This window comes from Streptomyces sp., assembly GCF_031178505.1.
GTDB lineage: Bacteria > Actinomycetota > Actinomycetes > Streptomycetales > Streptomycetaceae > Streptomyces > Streptomyces gulbargensis.
In genome coordinates, this window is record NZ_JAPSIW010000066.1 from 1 (window position 1) to 16282 (window position 16282).

The 16282-nt window shown below is 68.7% G+C and carries 11 protein-coding genes; all 11 read left to right on the top strand.

What is annotated here, in order from left to right:
* Window positions 1-226 precede the first annotated feature (226 nt).
* A complete protein-coding gene (locus RIF68_RS07910) occupies window positions 227-1249 on the top strand; it encodes a hypothetical protein (RefSeq protein ID WP_309050426.1) in 1023 nt (340 codons plus the stop codon).
* A gap of 181 nt (window positions 1250-1430) precedes the next feature.
* A complete protein-coding gene (locus RIF68_RS07915; protein WP_309050427.1) occupies window positions 1431-3851 on the top strand; it encodes an ABC transporter substrate-binding protein in 2421 nt (806 codons plus the stop codon).
* 263 nt (window positions 3852-4114) lie between these two features.
* Complete coding sequence (typA, locus tag RIF68_RS07920) at window positions 4115-6016, top strand: translational GTPase TypA (protein ID WP_309050428.1); 1902 nt, start codon at window positions 4115-4117, stop codon at window positions 6014-6016.
* A gap of 749 nt (window positions 6017-6765) precedes the next feature.
* Entirely contained in the window at window positions 6766-8400 is a 1635-nt protein-coding gene (locus RIF68_RS07925; protein ID WP_309050429.1) for an ABC transporter substrate-binding protein, read from the top strand.
* 91 nt (window positions 8401-8491) lie between these two features.
* Entirely contained in the window at window positions 8492-9418 is a 927-nt protein-coding gene (locus tag RIF68_RS07930; protein WP_309050430.1) for an ABC transporter permease, read from the top strand.
* On the top strand, window positions 9411-10361 hold the full coding sequence (locus tag RIF68_RS07935; protein WP_309050431.1) for an ABC transporter permease: 951 nt from the start codon (window positions 9411-9413) through the stop codon (window positions 10359-10361). The genes RIF68_RS07930 and RIF68_RS07935 overlap by 8 nt, the downstream gene beginning before the upstream one ends.
* Before the next feature lie 17 nt (window positions 10362-10378).
* Window positions 10379-11437 (top strand): ABC transporter ATP-binding protein, encoded by a 1059-nt coding sequence (locus RIF68_RS07940; protein ID WP_309050432.1) that lies wholly within the window; start codon window positions 10379-10381, stop codon window positions 11435-11437.
* Window positions 11430-12536 carry a dipeptide ABC transporter ATP-binding protein gene (locus RIF68_RS07945; RefSeq protein ID WP_309050433.1) on the top strand — a complete coding sequence of 369 codons (1107 nt, stop codon included), beginning with the start codon at window positions 11430-11432 and terminating at the stop codon, window positions 12534-12536. Before RIF68_RS07940 ends, RIF68_RS07945 begins: the two co-directional genes overlap by 8 nt.
* Window positions 12537-12706: 170 nt before the next feature.
* Entirely contained in the window at window positions 12707-14332 is a 1626-nt protein-coding gene (locus RIF68_RS07950; RefSeq protein ID WP_309050434.1) for an ABC transporter substrate-binding protein, read from the top strand.
* Window positions 14333-14419: 87 nt separating this feature from the next.
* Window positions 14420-15343, top strand: coding sequence for an ABC transporter permease (locus RIF68_RS07955; protein WP_309050435.1), 924 nt, complete (start codon window positions 14420-14422; stop codon window positions 15341-15343).
* On the top strand, window positions 15336-16282 hold a 947-nt coding region (locus RIF68_RS07960), incomplete at its 3' end, for an ABC transporter permease (protein WP_309050436.1). The genes RIF68_RS07955 and RIF68_RS07960, both read left to right, overlap by 8 nt.

Here is a 16282-nt window from a genome sequence, read left to right on the forward strand (position 1 = left end):
AGCCACCACGCCGCCACCAGTACCGCGAGAAGGGCTCGGGTGGCTGTTCGTGTCACAAAAGGAGGCTATGTCCCGGTATGGGGGAGTGCGAGCGGACCGACGCCGTTCGGAAGCCGTCCGTGGGAGGGCCACGGCCGTTCGGAAACCGTCCGTGATCGCCCCGCGTCCCTGACGGTGGCCGCCCCTCCGGTGGCTCCGGTGACGTGACACCCCCTGGGAGGCTCGTGTGAGTGGACGGCTGAGGCGCGTGTGGCGGAAGGGGCGCTGGTTCGTCCTGGGGCCGCTCCTCGTGCTGCTGATCCTGCCGCTGTCCGGGGCGCTCGCCCTGCGCGTGAACTACGCCGGCGACGTACGCCAGGACGCGCGGACGAGGGGCAAGGACGCCATCTGGCTCGGGCACGCCTGGGTCGACGGGCGGCGCACGGACGCCGACCTCGCGGCCTTCGCCGAGCGGATCAGGGGGACCGGCATCCGTGACCTGTACGTCCACGCCGGTCCGCTCGACCACGACGGCACGCTGCGCGCGGACAGGTACCCGCGCGCCCGGTGGCTGATCGACGCCGTGCACCGGACGATGCCCGGCATACGGGTCCAGGCCTGGCTGGGCGACGTCCTCGCCACCGAGGGCCCGGTCGGGCTGCGCCTGGAGGACCCGCGCTCCCGGGCCGCCGTGGCCGGCTCCACGCGGCAGATCCTCGACGCCGGCTTCGACGGCGTCCACTTCGACCTGGAGCCGCTCCACTCCGACGACGCGCACTACCTCTCCCTCCTCGACGACCTGGGCAGGCTCACCCGGGCCCGGAAGGTGCCGCTCTCCGTCGCCGCCCACCAGATCGATCCCCTGCCCGGCGCCCACTCGGTGCTCGGCGTGGTCAGCGGTGGCAGCGAGAAGTGGTGGTCGCAGGAGTTCTTCGGGCAGGTCGCGCGCCGGGTCGACCAGATCGCCGTCATGTCGTACGACACGTGGATGCCGCTGGAGGGCATGTACGGCGGGTACGTCGCCCAGCAGACGAGCCTCGCCCTGGAAGTGACGCCCGAGTCGACCGACCTCCTCATGGGACTCCCCTTCTTCCACGAGGACGACCTCGGCCACCACGAGAGCGCGGAAACGGTCGCCGCCGCCGTCCGCGGCACCCGCCTCGGCCTCGGCCGCACCGACCCCGGCCGCGAGCGTTTCGGCGTCGCGCTGTACGTCGACTTCGCGGCCCGCGAGGAGGACTGGGCGGCCTACCGCGCCGGCTGGCACTGACCCGGCCGTCCGGGTGCGCGCCCGTCCGGGGGCGCCGCCGGGGCGATTGGGCCGCACGGGTGGGGTTCGGCGGGGGCGCCGACGTGTCGGCACGGCCGGATCGGATCGGTCGCTTTCAGTGGATGAGCGATAGGTCTGATCATCTCCAAATGGCATGATTCCGGACGAAGGGGTACACATCATGTCCCAGGTCGGCGCCCCACGCGGGAGGACATGGTCCAGGAGCCCCCGCTCCCGCACGCTCCGCTCCGTCGCCCCCCTCACCAGCGCGGTCCTCGCCGTCACCGTGCTCGCCGGATGCTCCGGCGAGGGCGAGGAGCAGGCCCCGGCCGCCGCTCAGGACCACGCCCCCGCCGCACGCGAACGGGTCGCCGACGGCGGCACCCTGCGCTGGGCGGTCGACACGCTCCCCAGCACCCTCAACACCTTCCAGGCCGACGCGGACGGCACCACCGCCCGCGTCGCCGGAGCCGTCCTCCCCGCCCTCCACACCCTCGACGAGCGCGGCCGCCCGCAACGGAACCCGGACTACCTGGAATCGGCCGAGGTCATCGAGACCGAACCCAAGCAGGTGGTCCTCTACAAGCTCAACCAGCAGGCGGTCTGGAGCGACGGACGCGAGATCGGCGCCGCCGACTTCGTGGCCCAGTGGCGCGCCCTGAGCGGCCGCGACACCGCGTACTGGACCGCCCGCAACGCCGGGTACGAGCGGATCGAGAAGATCGAGCGGGGCAAGAACGACCTGGAGGTCCGGGTTACCTATGCCAAGCCGTACGCCGACTGGAAGTCCCTCTTCACCCCCCTCTACCCGAAGGAGGTGATGGGGTCCCCGAACGCCTTCAACGACGGGGCGCGCACCACGCTCAAGTCCACCGCAGGACCGTTCCTGCTGAAGAAGGTCGACCGCGCGAGCGGTGACGTCACCCTCGTCCGCAACCCTCGCTGGTGGGGGCAGCCCGCCAAGCTCGACAGCCTCGTGCTCAAGGCCGTACCCCGCACCGAGCGCGGTGCGGCCCTCGCCGCCGGCACGCTCGACCTCGCCGAGGTCGACCGGTCCACGGCCGAGCGGATCACCCTCGCGGTACGGGACGCACGGGCCGGCCGCAAGGGCGCCGAGGCGGCCGTCGCCCACGGCCCCGGCTCCGCGATCACCCCCGCCAAGGCCCTGAAGTCCTGGGCGCTGGCGTACGGCTCCGACGAGGAGCGGGCCGAGGAGGTGCGGGCCGCCCGGGAGGAGAACCGGCGGGCCGTCGCCCGGTACGCGGCCGAGCAGGACGGCCTCGCCCGGTTCGTCGTCCGCAAGTCCCTGGAGCCCGCCTACACCCAGCTCTCCCTCAACGGCGAGTCCGGCCCGCTCGCCGACGAGCGGGTCCGGCGGGCGGTGGCCCGCGCCATCGACCGCCAGGAGATCGCCGAGTCGGTGCTGAAACCGCTCGGACTGCCCGCGGGCCCGCCCGGGAGCCACCTCGCCCTGGCCGGCCAGCCGGCCTACGCCGACAGCAGCGACGCGCTCGGCGACCAGGACACCGCCGAGGCACGGGCGCTCCTCGCGGACGCGGGCTGGGTCCCCGGGGGCGCGGCCCGGAAGCCGGCCGGCACCAAGGCGGGCAGTGAGGCGGAGAAGGCCGAGAAGACGGAGAAGGCCGAGAAGACAGAGAAGGCCGAGAAGACAGAGAAGACGGAGAAGGCCGAGAAAGAGGAGCAGAAGCAGCCGAAGGAGAAGGAGGCCGCGGACGCCGCCTCCGACGAGGGCCTCTACATCGTCGGGGACGACAAGCCCGGCGAGCGCCCCGCCACCCCCCGTATCGGACCCGCGGGCCCCGAGAACGGCACCGGCGTCCTGGCGGCCGCCCCCGCCGCCGACCGCCAGGGCCGGGCCCTCCTCGCCCGCGCCGAGGCCCTGGACACCGGTACCGACGCCGGAGCCCGCGCCGCCCAGTCCGTCACCAAGCCGGACCGGGGCGTGGCCGGGGCCTACGCCCCGCGCGGCACCGCCGCCCCCGCCGCCGTACCGGCCGCGGACCAGGCCCTCGGGAAGGACGGCAAGGCACTCAGCCTCCGCTTCGTCCTGCCGTCCGGGCCCGGCTCCGAGTCGCTGCGCGCGGTCGGCGACCGGATCGTCCGGATGCTCGACGCGGTCGGCATCCGCACCCAGGTCACCAAGGTCTCCGACGAGAGCTTCTTCAAGGACCACATCGCCTCCGGCGACTACGACCTGGCCCTCTACTCCTGGCCCGCCACGGCCTTCCCGGCCACCGACGCCCGGCCGATCTTCGCCAAGCCCGAGCCGGCCTCCGACGGCTCCCTGCTGGTGGAGCAGAACTACTCACGCGTGGGCACCGACCGCATCGACCAGCTGTTCGACCAGGCGGCGGGGACCCTCGACGAGGAGGAGGCCAGGGAGCTGGTCCGCCAGGCCGACGCCCGGATCTGGGCCGCCGCCGGCTCCATCCCCCTCTATCAGCGCCCCCAGTTGGTCGCCGCCCGGGCGGACGTCGTGAACGCCGGCGCGTGGGGTTTCGCCGCCCCCCGCTACCAGGACATCGGCTACAAGAAGGCCGAAACCGTCAAGGGTGCCGGCCGAACCGCTGAAAAGCGCTGAAACCGCAGGTCACAACCTCAGAACCCGCTCAATTCCCTTGCCCGCCGGGCCTCCCGGCGGGCAGGATCACGTCGGACCCTTGACCCGGCCGCATGATCTTCCCCACACCCTGAAACCTCCCAGTAGACCCTCTCGGATCACAACCGGGGAAGCCCCTTGCGCGGCAGCCCCGTACCATAGGACATAGCCGTGGCGCGTCCGCCCGGCGGGCGTAAGAGGAACTGACGCCGATTCCCACGAACCGAGAGAAGCGCAAGCCACCCATGCCCACGCGCCACGACATCCGTAACGTAGCCATCGTCGCCCACGTCGACCACGGCAAGACGACCATCGTCGATGCCATGCTCAAGCAGGCGGGTGCCTTCGCCGCCCACCAGCAGCTCGACGACCGCATGATGGACTCGAACGACCTGGAGCGTGAGAAGGGCATCACGATCCTCGCCAAGAACACGGCGGTGAAGTACCACCCCAAGGACGGCGGGGCCCCGATCACGATCAACATCATCGACACCCCCGGCCACGCCGACTTCGGTGGTGAGGTCGAGCGCGGCCTGTCGATGGTGGACGCCGTCGTCCTCCTGGTGGACGCCTCCGAGGGTCCCCTGCCGCAGACCCGCTTCGTGCTCCGCAAGGCCCTCCAGCAGCGCAAGCCCGTCATCCTCTGCATCAACAAGACGGACCGCCCGGACTCGCGGATCGACGAGGTCGTCAACGAGACCTACGACCTCTTCCTGGACCTGGACGCCGACGAGGACCAGATCGAGTTCCCGATCGTCTACGCCTGCGGCCGTGACGGCATCGCCTCGCTGACCAAGCCGGAGGACGGCACGGTTCCGGCGGACTCCACCAACCTGGAGCCGTTCTTCTCCACGATCCTGGAGCACGTCCCCGCCCCGACGTACGAGGAGGACGCGCCGCTCCAGGCCCACGTCACCAACCTCGACGCCGACAACTTCCTCGGTCGCATCGCGCTGCTCCGCGTCGAGCAGGGCGAGCTGCGCAAGGGCCAGACGGTCGCCTGGATCAAGCGCGACGGGACGATCTCGAACGTCCGCATCACCGAGCTGATGATGACCGAGGCGCTCACCCGCAAGCCGGCCGAGGTGGCCGGCCCCGGTGACATCTGCGCCGTCGCCGGCATCCCCGACATCATGATCGGCGAGACCCTGGCCGACCCGGAGAACCCGATCGCGCTGCCGCTCATCACGGTGGACGAGCCGGCCATCTCCATGGTGATCGGTACGAACACCTCGCCGCTGGTCGGCCGTGGCGGCACCGGCAAGGGCGCCGACGCCAAGGCCGCGGTCAAGGACCGCAAGGTCACCGCCCGCCAGGTGAAGGACCGCCTGGACCGCGAGCTCATCGGCAACGTCTCGCTCCGCGTCCTCGACACCGAGCGCCCGGACGCCTGGGAGGTGCAGGGCCGCGGTGAGCTGGCGCTGGCCATCCTGGTCGAGCAGATGCGCCGCGAGGGCTTCGAGCTGACCATCGGCAAGCCGCAGGTCGTCACCAAGGAGGTCGACGGAAAGGTCCACGAGCCCGTCGAGCGCATGACGATCGACGTGCCCGAGGAGCACATGGGTGCCGTCACCCAGCTCATGGGCGTCCGCAAGGGCCGCATGGACAACATGTCGAACCACGGCTCCGGCTGGGTCCGCATGGAGTTCGTCGTCCCGTCCCGCGGCCTCATCGGCTTCCGTACGGAGTTCCTGACCCAGACCCGCGGCACCGGCATCGCCCACTCGATCCACGAGGGCCACGAGCCCTGGTTCGGCCCGCTCCAGACCCGTAACAACGGCTCGCTGGTCGCCGACCGCGCCGGTTCGGTCACCGCCTTCGCGATGACCAACCTTCAGGAGCGCGGCGTGCTCTTCGTGGACCCGGGCACCGAGGTCTACGAGGGCATGATCGTCGGCGAGAACTCGCGCTCCGACGACATGGACGTGAACATCACCAAGGAGAAGAAGCTGACGAACATGCGTTCCTCGTCGGCCGACTCCTTCGAGGCGATCGTCCCGCCGCGGAAGCTCTCCCTGGAGCAGTCGCTGGAGTTCTGCCGCGACGACGAGTGCGTCGAGGTCACCCCGGAGGCGGTCCGCATCCGCAAGGTGAACCTGGACGCCCGCGAGCGTGCCCGCGCGGCCTCCCGCGCGAAGAACGGCTGAGCCGTTCGGCCGCGGAGCCGGAACAGACGAAAGCGCCCGGCCGGGGTTCTCCCCGGCCGGGCGCTCCCGTTTTCCCCGTCCCCCGTTCACGTCCCCCGTTCACGGGTGGTGCGCGCCCCGCCCGTCCCCGCGCCGGCTGGTCGGGCCGGCGCCGGGCGGAGCGGTGGCGGGATCAGCAGTAGCGCTTGGCGTACGCGGCGAGGCTGCCGGCCGGCACGGACGTGCCGCGGCGCAGACCGCCCTCGGTGGCGGCGGAGCGGCCCGTGGTCAGCCTGCCGGGTCGGAGTCTTGCGGGCCGGGGGAGATGTGGGACACAGTTTTGAGCAACTTCTGAGCTTGACAGCAGAGTTGAGTGCACCCTTCCGCTTCCGGCGGCTTCGGCGGTGCGCGGCACCGGCTTCCCGAGGGCGTCAAACCGATTTTGATGCCGCGCGTCCGATTTCCGGACGTCGCTCTCCGGTACGTGTGTTAACAGTCCGTTTCGGGTGTGTCTGTCTGTGATCAGTTTGTCCGGATTTTGGCCTCTGACGCCTTGGTGATGTTGTCAAAACGAGACCACTTAAGTGTGGTTTACAGCCCGGACGTACTTAATAGTTGGCTCCATTGAGCTCGGGTCAATGGGTCAAGCACTGTGGGGAGTGCCGACTCACGAGCACACTCGGGGCGCTGGAGTCCTGGGCCGTCAGGGGTGTCGGCCGTCTCCGTGCGTCCCTTTCGTAGTGACAAGTGGACTCATGAGGAGGAACCCCATGCGTGGTGCCAAGAGCGCCAAGTGGGTTGCGGGCGCGATCGCCGTCGCCCTGGCAGCGACCGCCTGTGGCGGCAGCAAGGACAACGGGGAGGGCAAGGCCAAGGACGGCGGCGCGGTGAGCGTCGGCATCTCGGAGCCGAAGCGTCTGGTCCCGCAGACGACGACCGAGTCCGAGGGCTCGCAGGTGCTGGACGCGCTGTTCCGTCCGCTCGTCAGCTACGACAACAAGAACCAGCCGGTCGAGGACGCCGCCGAGTCCATCACCACGACCGACAACAAGCTCTGGACCATCAAGATCAAGCCGGGGCAGAAGTTCCACGACGGCACCCCGGTGACCGCCAAGAGCTACGTCCAGGGCTGGAACTGGGGCGCCTACGGCCCGAACGCGGCCGACGGCAACTACTTCTTCGCCACCATCGAGGGCTACGACGCCCTCAACCCGGCGGACCCGGACGGCGAGGAGGGCCCGAAGAAGGCTCCCGAGCCGACCGCCAAGGAGCTCTCGGGCCTGAAGGTCGTCGACGACACCACCTTCACGGTCAAGCTGGCGAAGCCCTTCGCCGACTACAAGACCGTCCTCGGCTACACGGTGTTCTACCCGCTGCCGGACTCCGCCATCGCCAACATCAAGGCGTACGAGCAGGCGCCGATCGGTCAGGGTGCCTTCAAGATCGAGGGCAAGTGGGAGCACAACAAGGCGATCAAGGTCGTCAAGAACCCTGACTACACGGGCACGAACAAGCCCAAGGTCGACTCCGTGACCTACAAGATCTACCAGAAGCAGGAGACGATGTACAAGGACGTCGTCGCCGGCGCCCTGGATGTCGTCCCGCAGGTCCCGAGCTCCGAACTGGCCAACGCCCCGAAGCAGTTCGGCAAGCGCTTCAAGTCGTCCCCGGCGTCGACCTTCCAGTTCGTGTCGTTCCCGACGTACGACAAGAAGTACGCGAAGCCGGAGATCCGCAAGGCGATCTCGATGGCCATCGACCGCGAGGAGATCACCAAGGTGATCCTCAACGACTCGCAGTCGCCGGCCCGTTCCTTCGTCTCCCCGGTCGTGGGTGGCTACCGCGAGAACACCTGCGGTGACTCCTGCAAGTTCGACCCGGCGGCCGCCAAGGCGATGCTCGCCAAGGCCGGCGGCATCGAGGGCAACAAGATCAACATCGGCTACAACGGCGATGGTGCCCACAAGGAGTGGGTGGACGCCACCTGCAACCAGATCAAGAAGAACCTCGGCGTCGAGTGCGTCGGCACGGCCGTCCCGCAGTTCGCCGAGCTGCTGACCCAGGTCGAGCAGAAGAAGTTCTCCGGCATGTTCCGGATGGGCTGGATCATGGACTACCCGTCCATGGAGAACTACCTCGGCCCGCTGTTCACCACCGGTGGTTCCTCGAACTACTACGGCTACAGCAACAAGCAGTTCGACAAGCTCGTCGAGGAAGGCCGCGCCGCCAAGACCTCGGCCGAGGCCATCAAGATCTGGCAGCAGGCCGAGGACATCCTCGTCCAGGACATGCCGGTGATCCCGCTGCGCTTCGGCAAGAACGTGTTCGCGCACAGCAAGAACGTGACGAACGTGGAGATGGACCTCTTCAACCGGGTCGACGTCACCAAGATCTCCAAGGCCTAAGGGCCTCAGGCATCTGACCCACATTTAAGAGTCGAGAACGGCGGCGGGGGCCGGCAACACCGGCCCCCGCCGTTTCTCGCGAGGAGGATCCATGGGCCGGTTCGTCATCCGACGAATCCTTCAGATGGTGCCCGTCTTCATCGGCACCACCTTGATCGTCTACGTGCTCGTCACGCAGATGGGTGGCGACCCCATCCAGAACCTGTACGGCGAGAAGCCAGTACCCGACAACATCAGAGCGACACTCACCGCCCAGTACCACCTCGACGAGCCGTGGTACCTGCAGTACTGGTACTACTTCAAGGGGCTGCTCCAGGGCGACTTCGGTGAGTCCATCCAGCAGGGCCGGCCCATCGCCGAACTGCTGGCCGAAGCCTGGCCGGAGACGCTGAAGGTCGCCGGTGTGGCCTTCACCTTCGAGCTCGTCGTCGGCGTCATCGCCGGTGTGCTCGCGGGCATGCGCCGCGGCAGCTTCATCGACAACCTGGTGCTCGTCTCCACCCTGACCGTCATCGCCGTCCCGATCTTCGTGCTCGGCAACGTCAGCCAGACCTTCCTCGGACAGGAATGGGGCCTGTTCCCCGTCTCCAGCACCGACGACGGCTTCATCAGCTATGTGCTGCCGGGTCTGGTGCTCGGCTCGGTATCGCTCGCGTACATCGCGCGCCTCGCCCGGGCCTCGGTCGCGGAGAACCTCCGCGCCGACTACGTCCGCACCGCCAAGGCCAAGGGCCTGCCGAAGAACCGGGTCATCGGCATTCACGTGCTGCGCAACTCGCTGATCCCGGTCGTGACCTACCTGGGTGCCGACCTCGGCACGCTCATGGGTGGCGCGATCGTCACCGAGGGCATCTTCAACATCCCCGGTGTCGGTTACCAGTTGTTCCAGTCGCTCAATGTGGAGGACGGTCCGGCGGTCGTCGGATTCGTCAGCCTGCTGGTGCTCGTGTACCTGATCACCGCGCTGATCGTGGACCTGCTGTACGCCGTGCTTGACCCGAGGATTCGCTATGAGTGACACGACCCAGATCGCCGAGGCCAACGCCAAGATCATGGACGGCCCGAACGTGCCCGGGCCGGAAACGGCCAGGTCGGAGAAGACGCGCAGCCTCGCGCAGGACGCCTTCCGGGACCTGGTCCGCCGTCCGATGTTCCTCGTCTCGGCGGTCCTGATCCTCGGGATCCTGACCATCGCGGCCTTCCCGAGCCTCTTCACCAGCGTCGACCCGCTCGCGTGCGACCTGAAGCACTCGATGGAGGGCCCCAGCGGCAGCGCCTGGTTCGGCTACAACTTCCAGGGCTGCGACGTCTACTCGCAGACCATCTACGGCACCCGCAACTCGGTGATCGTGGGTGTGCTGACGACGGCCTTCTCCCTGGTCATCGGTGGCCTGATCGGCGTCCTCGGCGGCTTCTTCGGCAAGTGGACGGACGCCCTCCTCTCGTTCGTCACCAACGTGTTCTTCGGACTGCCGCTGCTGCTCGCCGCGATCGTCATCCTGAACAACTTCCGTGACGAGAAGGGCATGCGCAACGCCGGCGTCATGGCCGTGGTCCTGACCCTGACCGTGGTCGGCTGGATGTCCATGGCCCGCGTCATGCGCGGTGCCGTCATGCAGGTGAAGCAGGCCGACTACGTGGCCGCCGCGCGCTCGCTCGGTGCCTCCACGTCGCGCATGATGTTCCGTCACGTGCTGCCGAACTCCGTCACCCCGCTGATCGTGGTCGCCACGATCTCGCTCGGCGCGGTCATCGGCGCGGAAGCCACCCTGAGCTTCCTCGGTATCGGCATCCGGCCCCCGGCCATCTCCTGGGGCGTGATGATCTCCGAGGCTCAGCAGCGCATCTCCTCGGGCCTGCACCCGCTGCTGTTCCCGTCCGGAATGCTCACCATCACGGTGCTCGCCTTCATCATGCTCGGCGACGCGGTTCGTGACGCCTTCGATCCGAAGCTGCGCTGAGAGGTAGGACGAACGCAGTGACCACCATCGACAAGACCGCGGCCGTCCCGGCGCCGCGCGACGGCGAGACCCACGAGGGTCCGCTCCTCGACGTCCGTGACCTCCACGTGGAGTTCCGTACGCGTGAGGGCGTCGCGAAGGCCGTGAACGGTGTCTCGTACTCCGTCAACGCCGGCGAGACCCTCGCCGTCCTCGGCGAGTCGGGCTCCGGCAAGTCCGTGACCGCGCAGGCGATCATGGGCATCCTCGACACCCCGCCCGGCTTCGTGACCAAGGGAGAGATCCTCTTCCGCGGCCAGGACATGCTGAAGATGTCCGAGGACGAGCACCGGAAGGTCCGCGGCAACAAGATCGCGATGATCTTCCAGGACGCGCTCTCCTCGCTGAACCCGGTCCTCTCCGTCGGCTACCAGCTCGGCGAGATGTTCCGGGTGCACCAGGGCCTCTCCAAGAAGGAGGCCAAGGCCAAGGCCATCGACCTGATGGACCGGGTGAAGATCCCGGCCGCCGCGGCGCGCGTCAACGACTACCCGCACCAGTTCTCCGGCGGCATGCGCCAGCGCATCATGATCGCGATGGCGCTCTCCCTGGAGCCGGACCTGATCATCGCGGACGAGCCCACCACGGCGCTCGACGTGACGGTCCAGGCCCAGGTCATGGACCTGCTGGCCGAGCTCCAGGCCGAGTACAACATGGGTCTGATCCTGATCACCCACGACCTCGGCGTGGTCGCCGACGTCGCGGACAAGATCGCCGTGATGTACGCGGGCCGGATCGTGGAGCAGGCGCCGGTGCACGAGCTGTACAAGCGCCCGGCCCACCCGTACACCAAGGGTCTGCTCGACTCGATCCCGCGCCTGGACCAGAAGGGCCAGGAGCTGTACGCGATCAAGGGCCTGCCGCCCAACCTGCTCAAGATCCCGTCGGGCTGCGCCTTCAACCCGCGCTGCCCCCGCGCCGAGGACATCTGCCGTACGGACGTCCCGCCGCTGGCCCCGGTGACCGAGCAGGACGGCGCGGATCTGCCGGGCCGCGGCAGCGCCTGCCACTTCTGGAAGGAGACGATCCATGGCTGAGCTCAGCAAGAACGACAAGGCCGAGGATGTGTCCGAGGCGGAGGCCGTAGCCGCCATCGAGGCCCCCGTCGAGCGTGGCGAGCCGATCCTCCAGGTGCGCAACCTGCAGAAGCACTTCCCGCTGACGCAGGGCATCCTCTTCAAGAAGCAGGTCGGCGCGGTCAAGGCCGTGGACGGGGTCTCCTTCGACCTCTTCCAGGGCGAGACCCTGGGCATCGTGGGCGAGTCCGGCTGTGGCAAGTCCACCGTCGCCAAGCTCCTCATGAGCCTGGAGAAGGCGACCGCAGGCGAGGTCTTCTACAAGGGCCAGGACATCACCAAGCTGTCCGGGCGCGCGCTGAAGGCGGTGCGCCGGAACATCCAGATGGTGTTCCAGGACCCGTACACCTCGCTCAACCCGCGCATGACGGTCGGCGACATCATCGGCGAGCCCTTCGACATCCACCCCGAGGTGGCCCCGAAGGGCGACCGGCGCCGCAAGGTGCAGGAGCTGCTCGACGTCGTCGGTCTGAACCCCGAGTACATCAACCGCTACCCGCACCAGTTCTCCGGCGGTCAGCGCCAGCGCATCGGCATCGCCCGCGGCCTCGCGCTCAACCCGGAGATCATCATCTGCGACGAGCCGGTCTCCGCCCTGGACGTCTCCGTCCAGGCGCAGGTCATCAACCTGATGGAGAAGCTGCAGGACGAGTTCAACCTGTCCTACATCTTCATCGCGCACGACCTGTCGATCGTCCGGCACATCTCGGACCGCGTGGGCGTCATGTACCTCGGCAAGATGGCCGAGATCGGCACCGACGAGCAGATCTACGACCACCCGACGCACCCGTACACCCAGGCGCTGCTCTCCGCGGTGCCGGTGCCGGACCCGGAGGCCCGCGCGCACCGCGAGCGGATCATCCTGACCGGTGACGTGCCCTCGCCGGCGAACCCGCCGTCGGGCTGCCGCTTCCGCACCCGCTGCTGGAAGGCGCAGGACAAGTGCGCGACGGAGGTCCCGGTCCTCGCGATCCCGGAGCGCTTCCAGGGGCAGGACACCCCGGCCGCGCACGAGTCGGCCTGCCACTTCGCCGAGGAGCGGACGGTCCTCTCCGTCTGATCCGGCGCGACACCCGTACGACGGAAAGCCCCCGGCACCCCACCAGGTGCCGGGGGCTTTCCCGTACCTCCGCGAGCCCCGGTTCATCCGGACGCCATAAACGTGCATACCCGTCAATATCAGGTGATATTGGGCCCTAAGTGAGTCCGAGGACCAACGGGAGGCATGTCATGCGCGGAGCCACGCTCGCCAGGTGGGCCGCACTGGCCACCGCCGTCGCCCTCGGGGCGACCGCCTGCGGTGGCGGTGACGACAGCGGCGGCGGAGGGGCCGACGGCATCGTGTCCTCCTCGTGGGGCGACCCGCAGAACCCGCTGGAGCCCGCGAACACCAACGAGGTCCAGGGCGGCAAGGTCCTCGACATGATCTTCCGCGGTCTCAAGCGGTACGACCCGAAGACCGGCGAGGCCAAGGACATGCTCGCCGAGAAGATCGAGACCAAGGACTCGACCACCTTCACCGTCACGGTCAAGGACGGCTGGACCTTCTCCAACGGCGAGAAGGTCACCGCCCAGTCCTTCGTCGACGCCTGGAACTACGGCGCCCACCTGAAGAACAACCAGAAGAACGCCTACTTCTTCGGGTACATCGAGGGCTACGACAAGGTCCACCCCGACCAGGGCGAGCCGACCGCCGACACCCTCTCCGGCCTCAAGGTCACCGGACCGCGCACCTTCACGGTCAAGCTCACGCAGAAGTTCTCGACCTTCCCCGACACCCTCGGTTACGCGGCCTTCGCGCCCCTCCCGAAGGCCTTCTTCACCGACCACGCCGGCTGGCTCTCGAAGCCCGTCGGCAACGGCCCGTACACCGTCGACTCGTACTCCAAGGGCTCCCAGATGGCCCTGAAGCGGTGGGACGGCTACCCCGGCGAGGACAAGGCCCAGAACGGCGGCGTCACCCTCAAGGTCTACACCGACAACAACACCGCCTACACCGACCTCCTGGCCGGCAACCTCGACCTGGTCGACGACGTGCCCGCCGCCCAGCTGAAGAACGTCCAGGCCGACCTCGGCGAGCGCTACATCAACACCCCCGCCGGCATCATCCAGACGCTCTCCATCCCCTTTTACGAGCCCGCCTGGAACAAGCCGGGCCAGGAGAAGCTCCGCAAGGGCCTCTCCATGGCGATCAACCGCGCCCAGATCACCGAGACGATCTTCCAGAAGACCCGCACCCCCGCCAAGGACTGGACCTCCCCGGTCCTCGGCGCCGACGGCGGCTACAAGGAGCTGTGCGGCGAGGCCTGCGAGTACGACCCGGCCGAGGCGAAGAAGCTGGTCGCGGAGGGCGGCGGCATCCCCGGCGGCACGCTGAGGATCTCGTACAACGCCGACACCGGCTCGCACAAGCAGTGGATCGACGCCGTCTGCAACTCCATCAACCGCGCCCTCGGCAACGACCGGGCCTGCGTCGGCAACCCCGTCGGCACCTTCGCCGACTACCGCAACCAGGTCACCACCCAGAAGCTGAAGGGCCCCTTCCGGGCCGGCTGGCAGATGGACTACCCGCTCATCCAGAACTTCCTCCAGCCGATGTACTACACCAACGCCTCGTCCAACGACGGCAAGTACTCCAACCCGGAGTTCGACAAGCTCGTCGACCAGGCCAACGCCGAGACCGACACCAAGAAGGCCGTCGAACTCTTCCAGAAGGCCGAGGAAGTCCTCCGCGACGACATGGGCGCCATCCCGCTCTGGTACCAGAACGGCAGCGCCGGCTACTCCGACCGCATCACCAACGTCTCCCTGAACCCGTTCAGCGTCCCGGTCTACGACCAGATCAAGGTCAACTGACGCCGGAGCAGGCCGACGGCGTACGGCCCGGCCCGCGGACCTCCGCGCCGGGCCGTACGCCTACCCCCCACACCCCCGGAGCCCCTCATGGGTCGTTATGTGATCCGGCGACTGCTGCAGATGATCCCGGTCTTCTTCGGCGCCACGCTGCTGATCTTCCTGATGGTGAACGTGATGGGCGACCCCATCGCCGGCCTGTGCGGCGACCGCCAGTGCGACCCGGCGACCGCCGCCCGGCTCAAGAAGGAGTTCGGCCTCGACAAGCCGGTCTGGCAGCAATACCTGACCTACATGGGGAACGTCTTCACCGGCGACTTCGGCACGGCCTTCAACGGCCAGGAGGTCACCGAGCTGATGGGCAACGCCTTCCCGGTCACCATCCGCCTCACGATCGTCGCCATCCTCTTCGAGATCGTCATCGGCATCAGTCTCGGCGTCCTCACCGGCCTGCGGCGCGGCCGCCCCGTCGACACCGGCGTGCTGCTGCTGACCCTGGTCGTCATCTCCGTCCCGACCTTCGTCACCGGCCTGCTGGCCCAGCTCCTCCTCGGCGTCAAGTGGGGCTGGATCAAACCCTCCGTCTCCTCGGCCGCCACCTTCGACGAACTGATCCTCCCCGGCCTGGTGCTCGCCTCCGTCTCCCTCGCCTACGTCACCCGGCTCACCCGCACCTCCATCGCCGAGAACAAGCGCGCCGACTACGTCCGCACCGCCGTCGCCAAGGGCCTGCCCCGCCGCCGGGTCATCACCCGCCACCTGCTGCGCAACAGCCTCATCCCCGTGGTGACCTTCATCGGCACCGACGTCGGCGCGCTCATGGGCGGAGCCATCGTCACCGAACGGATCTTCAACATCCACGGTGTCGGCTACCAGCTCTACCAGGGCATCCTCCGCCAGAACACCCAGACCGTCGTCGGCTTCGTGACCGTCCTCGTCCTGGTCTTCCTGGTGGCGAACCTGCTCGTCGACCTCCTGTACGCCGTCCTTGACCCGAGGATCCGCTATGCCTGACCAGCCCGAGCAGCCGTACGACGGCCAGGCCATCGCCCCGACGGGCGGCGGCGGCGCCTACGACCTCGCGATGGCCGAGGCCGAGACCCTGGAGAAGGGCCCACAGGCCCCCCCGGACGGCACCGGCCCGGACGACAAGCCCCGCTCGCTGTGGTCCGACGCCTGGCAGGACCTGCGCCGCAACCCCGTCTTCATCGTCTCCGGCCTGATCATCGTCTTCCTGGTGCTCATCGCCGTCTGGCCGCGGCTCATCGCCGACGGCAACCCGCTCGACTGCGACCTCGCCAAGGCCCAGCAGGGCTCCCAGCCCGGCCACCCCTTCGGATTCGACACCCAGGGCTGCGACGTCTACACCCGCACCGTCCACGGCGCCCGCGCCTCCATCCAGGTCGGCGTCTTCGCCACCCTCGGCGTCGCCGTCCTCGGCTCCGTCCTCGGCGGCCTCGCCGGCTTCTTCGGCGGCGCCTGGGACGGGTTCCTCTCCCGCGTCACCGACGTCTTCTTCGCGATCCCCGTCGTCCTCGGCGGCCTCGTCCTGCTCTCCGTCGTCAGCAGCAACACCGTGTGGCCCGTCATCGGCTTCATGGTCCTGCTCGGCTGGCCGCAGATCTCCCGCATCGCCCGCGGCTCCGTCATCACCGCCAAACACAACGACTACGTCCAGGCCGCCCGGGCCCTCGGCGCCTCGAACACCCGGATGCTCCTGCGCCACATCACGCCCAACGCCCTGGCCCCGGTCATCGTCGTCGCCACCATCGCCCTCGGCACGTACATCGCCCTGGAGGCGACGCTCTCCTTCCTCGGCGTCGGCCTCAAACCGCCCACGGTCTCCTGGGGCATCGACATCTCCGCCGCCTCGCAGAACGTCCGCAACGCCCCGCACATGCTGCTCTGGCCGGCCGGCGCCCTCGCCGTCACCGTCCTCGCCTTCATCATGCT

Bases quoted from the DNA above. Each gene is read 5' to 3' on its own strand.
- typA (WP_309050428.1), top strand. From the start codon at position 4,115: ATGCCCACGCGCCACGACATCCGTAACGTAGCCATCGTCGCCCACGTC.
- RIF68_RS07925 (WP_309050429.1), top strand. From the start codon at position 6,766: ATGCGTGGTGCCAAGAGCGCCAAGTGGGTTGCGGGCGCGATCGCCGTC.
- RIF68_RS07955 (WP_309050435.1), top strand. From the start codon at position 14,420: ATGGGTCGTTATGTGATCCGGCGACTGCTGCAGATGATCCCGGTCTTC.
- RIF68_RS07950 (WP_309050434.1), top strand. From the start codon at position 12,707: ATGCGCGGAGCCACGCTCGCCAGGTGGGCCGCACTGGCCACCGCCGTC.
- RIF68_RS07935 (WP_309050431.1), top strand. From the start codon at position 9,411: ATGAGTGACACGACCCAGATCGCCGAGGCCAACGCCAAGATCATGGAC.
- RIF68_RS07945 (WP_309050433.1), top strand. From the start codon at position 11,430: ATGGCTGAGCTCAGCAAGAACGACAAGGCCGAGGATGTGTCCGAGGCG.
- RIF68_RS07930 (WP_309050430.1), top strand. From the start codon at position 8,492: ATGGGCCGGTTCGTCATCCGACGAATCCTTCAGATGGTGCCCGTCTTC.
- RIF68_RS07915 (WP_309050427.1), top strand. From the start codon at position 1,431: ATGTCCCAGGTCGGCGCCCCACGCGGGAGGACATGGTCCAGGAGCCCC.